We start from the raw sequence: 8,792 nt of genomic DNA on the forward strand, positions 1-8,792 counted from the left end.
TAAAACTATCAACAATTGAGATTTACAATTGGCAATTGCTGTGTACAGAAAAACTTAAATACGCAACCTTCAAATTAATATGGATAAGCTCACTTTTTCAACGCACATAGATCAACATTCCAGCGTGTCAAAGGTATCGGGAGAATGGCGAGTCCGAGGACTTCGAGGCGCAACGACAGTCAGCTACAACTCTATAAAAGCAATTACTGAGGCTGTAGATGAATTATTAAACGCCTTAGAAACAAACAATGTTTTAGATCCTGATGAAATCGTCAGTGTTACCTTTTCGGCAACTTCAGATTTGGATGCAATGTTTCCGGCGGCGGTAGCACGTCGTCGTCCTGGTTGGGATCGAGTTCCTTTGCTAGATGTGCAACAGATGCAGGTTGCCAATAGCCTCGATCGCTGCATTCGGGTGCTAATCCACTTAAACACTCCTCTACCCCAGAATGCATTACGCCCAGTCTATCTACACCGTGCCGCTCAGTTACGTCCAGATATAGCATTGTTACGTTAGGCGATCGCAAAACCTCATCCAAAAATTTAAGCTAGCACACAGCTTTTTACGAGAAGAAGTCAATGGTGCTGGCGAGGAAAGTACTTATGTGATAATGCCCTAAGGGACTTCCAAATAAAAAATAATCAATCGCTTTGGAAAGACTTGGGAGAGATATTGCTACCAAGTCTACCTTGTCCCCCCTGCTTTTATTGGATGCAAAAATTGAGTAATTTAATTTTTGGATGTCCCTAAGTGTATTACTGGCAGCTAAAGAAGTTGGACAAAAACAATCATCTTTTGTAATTCAGGAGGCAGGAGACGGAAGGGAACCCATATTTAAAAACGTGGGAGACATTGCAGTTTTGGCTGATAAATATCTCTGGATCTACCCTCTTGCGGTAAAGTTGCATAAGAATGTGCATCTAAAGCCAGGAGGAAAGAGTTGTGAAAGCAGTCTTGATGACAGCAGCTGGCAATCCCGAAGTTCTACAAGTGCAGGATGTGCCAAACCCTGCTGTTCCTGTCGGGAATACTGAACTTTTAGTGCGTTTAGTGGCGGCTGGCATTAACCCCATTGACACTAAACTTCGGAGTCGAGGCAGTTTCTACCCCGATCGCACGCCGACAATTTTAGGATGCGATGGTGCAGGGATCGTGGAAGCAGTAGGTGCTGGCGTTCAGCGTTTTCGCGCAGGTGATGAAGTATATTTTTGCTATGGTGGCTTGGGCGCACACCAAGGAAATTACGCTGAATATACCGTTGTTGATGAGCGGTTTGTGGCACGTAAACCCGCCTCTATCTCCTTTGCCGAAGCCGCAGCAGCACCTTTAGTATTAATCACCGCCTGGGAAGCTTTATATGAACGGGGACGATTAGAACCTGGGGAACGGGTTTTGATTCATGCGGGTGCTGGTGGTGTCGGCCATGTAGCAATTCAATTGGCGAAACTCAAAGGTGCTACTGTTTCCACCACAGTGGGTTCTGAAGAAAAAGCTAATTTTGTCAAAGAACTCGGTGCCGATAATGTAATTTTTTACAAACAAACAGACTTTGTGCAAGCGGTATTAGATTGGACTGGTGGCGAAGGCGTAGACTTGGCTTTTGATACCGTTGGTGGCGAAACCTTTCACAAAACCTTCCCCGCAGTGCGAGTCTATGGCGATATTGTGACGATTCTCGAACCAAATGCCAATACTGTTTGGAAAACTGCTAGAACTCGCAACCTCCGCATTGGTTTAGAATTCATGTTGGCACCAGCCTTGCTAGGATTACAAGATAGTCTCCACCATCATGCAGAAATTCTCGAACAATCTGCCACCTGGATCGATGAAGGCAAATTAAAAATCCATGTGAGTCACAAATTTCCCTTAAAAGAAGCAGCTAAAGCCCACCAATTAATTGAAAGTGGGTCTGTGACAGGTAAAATTGTTCTGCTGATTAGTGACGAACGATCGAAACAATTTGCATAATTTATCTTTTAAACGCAAAGGCACGCAGAGGTTAAACGCAAAGGTACACAGAGGAGTTTCTTGGCGTACCTCTGCGCTTCCCTTAGCGTTCCTTTGCGTTTTACTCTTCCTCCCCCTACCAGCTTCGGCAGCACAAACACAACCAGAACGCACACCCTTAACCCTAGAATTATTGCAAGAACGACTACGCACACCGATACTCCGCGAAGGAAATTTAACCGTAGATTTGCAAAAAATGGCGATCGATTTACGCCCAGAAAACGCCAGCTTTCGTGATACTTTTTACCAACTACTGCGAAAAGAACTCGGTACAAAACCTCTGGGTTTAGACCTCAGCTATGCTTTGATTCTGGGGGATTTTGTCGGCAGCGATTTGGGTTTAAGAACACCATTATATGCAAAAGCGATCGCACCCATTTTCACCGCTACCGAACAAGAAAAACTAGAACGTTTGCGCTTTGTTTGTCTAGAGTCACTCGCGATGTCTATGACGGGCTACGCCTACGCTTTACCCAACTCTAAAGATTGTCGATCGCTTCTGGGAACAGAGTCAACCCCAGCCAGTGAAATCGCCGTCTTTCGTGGTGTCTTAACACTGGTGCAAACTCGCTTCAACGGCGAAGTGAAGTTCTCCAATACTTTTTTTCTTCAGTCTGTTGATGCCCAAGGTGCAACTTTTCTCCAACCTACTGACTGGACTCAAACCAGATTTGCTCGTCCTGTTAATTTTACCAGTGCTAACTTCCAGCAACCAAGCAATTTTCAGGGCAGTATATTTTTTGAAAAAGCTAACTTTAAAAAAATTAAATTTCGGGAACTGGCTGATTTTCAAGGTAGTATCTTTGAGACAACTGCCAACTTCAACCAAGCAATTTTTAAACAGTTGGCTAAATTTAGTAGTGTCCAATGGGAAGGAAATGCTGATTTTTCGCAAGTGGATTTTGCCAGTCAAGCCCAGTTTACTAAAGCAGGTTTTAATCAGTTTCTTCTTTTAACAGAAGCGATTTTTGAGCAAGGTGTAAGCTTCCGAGAAGCGGAGTTTAACCTATTGATAAATCTGCAAGGTGCGAACATTCTTAACCTTGCAGATTTTAGTGATGCCAGGTTTGCTAAAGAGGCTTGTTTAAGCGTACCTGGTTTAACATTTTAACTCTAACCAAGCGAAAATTTTAGGTAATCCCGGTCAGATTGGTCAGATGTTCTGCATCCCAACATTGCAAGGTAATCAAAACGTCTTGCGGAATTTGGGGCAAAATTTCCGTCAGCAACAGCAAGTTGCCGATGCTAATGAACTGGAATACACAAAACAACGATTGCGATTAATCGAGTTTGGGCATCGTTTGACGGCTACAAATATTAATAGTGCAACTGTTGCAAGTTTGATGAATTTGGGTTTTTCTGCAACTCAAGCCCAAGCGATCGCCCAGCGTCGTCTGGTAAAATCCTTTCGTAACAGTAGTGAGTTACTCACCATTGCAGACATCGATTTAGAAAAATATACCCAACTAAGCGATCGCTTAATTGTTGGCGAAACCCTTTCTATTGTTGGGTGGTTGCTGCAAGCTTGGAGTTGGTTGGCGTTGAGTGTATTGTTATTGTTGAGTGGCTATGGGACAAATTTTTGGTTAGTCTTTGGCGTGGGAGGATTAGCGATCGCTTATTTCGGGCTACTATTTTGGCTAGTGGATCGCTATCGTCGGCTGCATCCCGTACCAATTATTCCCACATTCTACGAAACCATTTCGATATTAATCAGTTTTAGCGTTTTAGAATTCTTCAGCTTACTAGCGATCTTTCGCAATGCCGAACAACCTTGGCTGACATTGGGATGTCTGGTAATAATTCTTGTCCCCGTCCCAATGGCTTTATTGATCCGACTTTATCAACAAGGTCGTTATCATGACTTAATGGACGTTTCTTACTTCACAGAAGATGGCACATTTCGCCAGTTACGATTATTGATTGGACGTTTGCCAGTGATACCAAGGAATCAGACATTTCGGGAACGATATATGCCTCTGTTGGGCGATCGCCGTTGGAACTGGCTCAACTACTATGATTTTAGTCTCAACAATCTAGTGAAATTAGGATTTAACGACATTCGCTTGCGAGATGAACACCTACCAGGTATCATCTCTGCACTTGCTTGGTATCAATGGAGTTTGGGTTTAATTTACATCACCCTAGTTTTATGGACACTTTCCCGCACAATTCCGGGATTGAATTTGCTGATTTATCTGAAGTAATTCCTGCACTTTTTATTAGCGCTAATATGATACAACGTAGTGTATAATGCCAGCAATTATACTATTTACTGCTATCAGTCTCGTAGTATATAGCGGTTATCGTTTATATGAAGTAAATTTTTCAACCTCACCCCCAACGCCTCCTCTTACAAAGGAAAGAAGAGTGTTTACACGTTTCAAATACGGGATGAGGATACGACTGTGTTGCACCCAAGTGAGAACCACTATAACGTCAGATCAACCCAGATTAAATATAGCCGTAGTCACACATGTTAGGATATTTTGAAAGCATGAAAGTTAGGAATAGTAATACTTTTACCTCCTGCCTCTGGTCACTAAGCGTCTTGCCCTGAGCGCAGTCGTTGGCGCAGCCTCTTGTAGAGAAGGGAGTCGAAGTGCTGCCTTCTGCCTCCTGCTATATCTAAAAATTTGGTAAATTTATCAAAAGATTGTTCATTGTAAATAAATAAGTCGGCATAATAAAACCAAACTATGTAAATAAATATAAACTAGGCTAAAACCCTTTCCTCTCCTGCCTTTTGACTTGTGTCTCTTACCTTATCCCAACGACAAATTTTTACACCAACCTACTTAATATTTAAACAAAATTAAATTTTATTATACAAATAAATCATTTATTTTTTCTAAATTATTATCTAAAAATATCTACAACTTTGATATTTTTATCAAAACATTTTTCATTGTTTTTGAAAATTAAATCATATACATTGTAAGTGTAAGTAGCAAGTGATGAAAAATTGATTATCTAATAAAGATAACAAAATAATCTAACAGCTACTAACTAGTTTTGCTAACAAAAAGATAACAAATAAGTCACAAAAAAGACTTAAGTTTTGTCTATTTTAACGTGAATTCGACGGATCTCAAAAACCCCGTTTCCATTCCTTTCTCCCACAGCGAGAGAGACTTTGAAACCATAATTTTCTCGTTGTCAACGAAGAATATTTCTGCCCCTCTTTGCGTCGCAGAGGGGTTGGGGAGAGGTTTATCGAACTGACGTTATTTTATGTTGCGATGTTAGCAAGATTTTTATCCAAACAATAGGAGGATTAATCCTAATGGCAGAAGATTTGAGTAACGGTGGTAGCAGTAACTCCTCTACTAGTGGGAACAATCCGATTGAACAATCACCCTTCGGTCGCTTGGAAGAAGTTGTCGGTAAGGAAGGGGTCAAAAATCTATTCAGTGGTGTTGGTAAGGGAGAAGATGGCAGTAGCCCATTTGGTGGTAGTGCTGGTGGCGGTGGCAGTCAGCCTGATTTAGCCTACGGTGGCAATCCTTTCGCTGGCGACAACTTCTGGAATATCTTTGCAGGCGGTGTAAACCCATCTAAAGTTAGCGGTAGCCCATCCACAGGCGGCAGTAGCCCATCCACAGGCGGCAGTAGCGCATCCACAGGCGGCAGTAGCCCATCCACAGGCGGCAGTAGCACATCCACAGGTGGTGGCAACCCATTCGGAGGCGGCAGTAGCGCATCCACAGGCGGTGGTAGCCCATCCACAGGCGGCGGTAGCCCATCCACAGGTGGTGGCAACCCATTCGGAGGCGGCAGCGATCCTTTGACTGGCGGCGGTAGCCCATCCACAGGCAGCAGTAGCGACCCTTTGACTGGTGGTAGCAGCCAAACCTATGGTATTAGCACAACCGAAATACCGGACGGGTTTACTTTGAGGGCTACTATTGACAAGCTAGTTAACTCAAGGCTTGACAAGGAAGTGGGTGGTGGACAAATCCCTTCATCTGGTGGTGGACAAATCCCTTCATTTGGTGGTGGACAAATCCCTTCATTTGGTGGACAAACCTCTTCATCTGGTGGTGGACAAATCCCTTCATTTGGTGGACAAACCTCTTCATCTGAAGGTGGACAAATTCCATCATTTGGTGGTGGACAAATTCCATCATTTGGTGGTGGACAAATTCCATCATTTGGTACTTGACAAAGCTCGTTTACTTAATACAATAGTTCCGAAAATCAGCAGATAAATAGAGCAGAACAATAATGAGTTCTTTAGTACATAGTATGCTAGTACAGCTTGGCGCAAATAAACATATCATTCGATAAACCTCAAAAGCGTGTATTATCGGTTATGTGCCTTCTGCCTCACTGTACTAGTTTGCTATTTTACGCCCTGAAACTCTTTAGAGATAAAAGTTTAAGCAATACTTTCTATTAATTTGATGGAAAGATTATTAAAGCCTTTATTATTAAAGAGATTTTGGGTTGAGCAAATTCATAATTTGTATAACAGGTACTGAAGACTCCATAAATTTTTAACTAATAAATAGGAGAATTAGTGCCAATGGAAGCGTCTGCTGTCAATCCCATTAATGGTGGAGTTAATCCCTTAAGTTCAGGTGGCGCTAGCAATCTGTATAGTGCTAATTCCTTTGCTGCCAATAGCAGTTTTTCTGCTGAAGGCAGCCTGTTAACGGGTAGTAGCAATCTGTTATTAGGTAACGGTAACAATCCCATTCCAGGTGGCGGTATTAACCCGTTTGCAGGTGATGGTGGCAGTGGGCTTCAGAAATTAATCTTTGAACGATTAAAGTTAGTTTTGGGTGATAACTATTTCAAGAATATTGACAAGACATTGGCAGGAGGTAGTAACCCGTTTGCAGCCAGTGGTTATCCCATTCCAGGTGGGGCTAACAACCCTTTTGCAGGTAACAGTAATCCGATCGCAGGTGGGGCTACCAACCCTTTTGCAGGTAGCAGCAATCCGATCGCAGGTGGCGCTGACAACCCATTTGCAGGCGGTGGTAATCCGATCGCAGGTGCTGGAGGTCTGCTTCAACAATCGCCTTTCGATCCGTTGAAAGAAGTCCTTGGTAACAATATACCTTTTAGTAACACTGGGAATACATCTAATTCAGGTAGCCAAACCTTTAATCAGAGCAACGCACCGGTTGGCAATGGTAACAAGGACTCTGGTAGTAATAACGCAACTATTGGTAATTTTAACTCGGATTCTGGCAGTAACAGTGCAACCATTGGTAATGGTAACTGGAACTTTAATAATGACAACACAACTATCGGAAATGGCAACTGGCTATTTGGAAAGGATAACACAACCCTTGGTAACGGCAACTGGTATTGGGACAAGGGAAGTAATAATGCAACACTAGGTAATGGTAATTGGCATTTCGGCAGTGACAACGCAACCATTGGAAACGGTAATTGGGACTTCGGTAAAGATAATACAATTATTGGTAATGGTAACTGGGTTTTTACCAATGGAAATGAAATTATTGGTAATGGCAATTGGTTAACAAAGACTGACAATACAACGATTGGAAACGTCAATAATCTCAGCAGTTTAAAGTTATCCCCACTAGGGATCAAAACTGACGTTAACAATCTGATTGACTCTCTGATAGGTAAAATAGGTCAAAATTTTCTTGGGTTCACAGGAAATTTTGATGCATCAAGTAGCCAAACCTTTAACCGCCTCATCTCTTCTAAAAGTGTTGGTAATGACACTAATATATCTAAGGATATTGAGCAACTTTTGGCATCACTCAGCCCAATTCAAGGAAATTTCATCAATTATCAGCCTGTGCAAAACCCTCAGCCTGTCCCAGAACCTGCTGCTTCAGTGCCATTGTTAGTAATGGGACTGGTGTGTTTGCTGTTGTCACTGTTCAAAAAACAACAACACTGTTAATACCAATTTAATGTGAAGTTACACATATCTAGATCCCCCTAAATCCCCCGATAAATTGGGGGACTTTGATATGTTTTTCTGGTTCCCCCCTTTATAAGGGGGGCTAGGGGGGATCGAATTCTATGCAGCTTTATAAAAAATTGGTATAACGTAAATTCAATCTTTCTCAGCTAATTGCGATCGCACTTCCTGTTTTATGTTAAGAGCATCCCACTTTTTTGTATGTCATTGCGAGTGATATCATGTCCGCATAATTAGTTATACTAACCACAGTCATTACACCCCACCCCCAACCCCTCCCCGCTTTTCGGGAGGGGAGACAAAGTGCAGCTTTGGCGGGGTGGGGTTCTTCGGGTTTAATAAGCAATCAAGCGGACATGATATGAAGCGAAGCAATCGCAAAATCTCCAACTAAGAACTAGTCCATGCAATTGCTTGTCTGGGACACGCTGCGGGACACGCTGCGCGATCGCCATGACAGTTATTCTCTCAGTACAAAATAAAACTGGGATATACCTCTTTCTGTTTTTGTACCAGGTTGACTTACAGCAGTAATTAGCGAGAATTGATGCTGTCTGCGCCAACCTATGCTCATGGAGACGGTTTGCGATATCTACGACGTTCACTGAGCCTGTCCTGAGCGTAGCCGAAGTGACGCACTATAAAGCAACTCATAAGTTCATTACAACAATTGTTGCAATGATTTAAACCTTTCTTATACATGAACAAGTAATTGTTGCAAAGCATGAAACCTTTGCAGCAACTGCTTATACCTTTCTTGGAAATACTTAAACCTTTCTTATACATGAACAAGTAATTGTTGCAAAGTATGAAGTCTTTGCAGCAACTGCTTATACCTTTCTTGGAAATACTTAAACCTTTCTTATACAT

At 42.3% G+C, this 8,792-nt stretch carries 4 protein-coding genes and 1 pseudogene; all 5 read left to right on the forward strand.

Annotated elements, in window-relative coordinates; genetic code table 11:
* Positions 1–79 precede the first annotated feature (79 nt).
* The 5 genes and pseudogenes from aroH (at position 80) to RMX89_RS21380 (ending at position 7,901) form a co-directional block, all read left to right on the forward strand.
* On the forward strand, positions 80–517 hold the full coding sequence (gene aroH, locus RMX89_RS21360) for a chorismate mutase (RefSeq protein ID WP_322674442.1): 438 nt from the start codon (positions 80–82) through the stop codon (positions 515–517).
* Positions 518–943: 426 nt separating this feature from the next.
* Positions 944–1,969 (forward strand): zinc-dependent alcohol dehydrogenase family protein, encoded by a 1,026-nt coding sequence (locus RMX89_RS21365; protein WP_322684412.1) that lies wholly within the window; start codon positions 944–946, stop codon positions 1,967–1,969.
* A pseudogene (locus RMX89_RS21370) lies at positions 1,962–4,215 on the forward strand (pentapeptide repeat-containing protein). The gene RMX89_RS21365 and the pseudogene RMX89_RS21370 overlap by 8 nt, the downstream one beginning before the upstream one ends.
* 1,079 nt (positions 4,216–5,294) lie before the next feature.
* Positions 5,295–6,173, forward strand: a complete 879-nt coding sequence (locus RMX89_RS21375) for a hypothetical protein (protein ID WP_322690345.1) — start codon at positions 5,295–5,297, stop codon at positions 6,171–6,173.
* Positions 6,174–6,536: 363 nt separating this feature from the next.
* The gene (locus tag RMX89_RS21380; RefSeq protein WP_322690346.1) at positions 6,537–7,901 is read left to right on the forward strand and encodes a hypothetical protein; all 1,365 of its coding nucleotides are present in this window, start codon (positions 6,537–6,539) and stop codon (positions 7,899–7,901) included.
* Positions 7,902–8,792: the final 891 nt, after the last annotated feature.

The sequence above is a fragment of the Nostoc sp. DedSLP04 genome (assembly GCF_034530775.1).
Taxonomy (GTDB): Bacteria; Cyanobacteriota; Cyanobacteriia; order Cyanobacteriales; family Nostocaceae; genus Nostoc.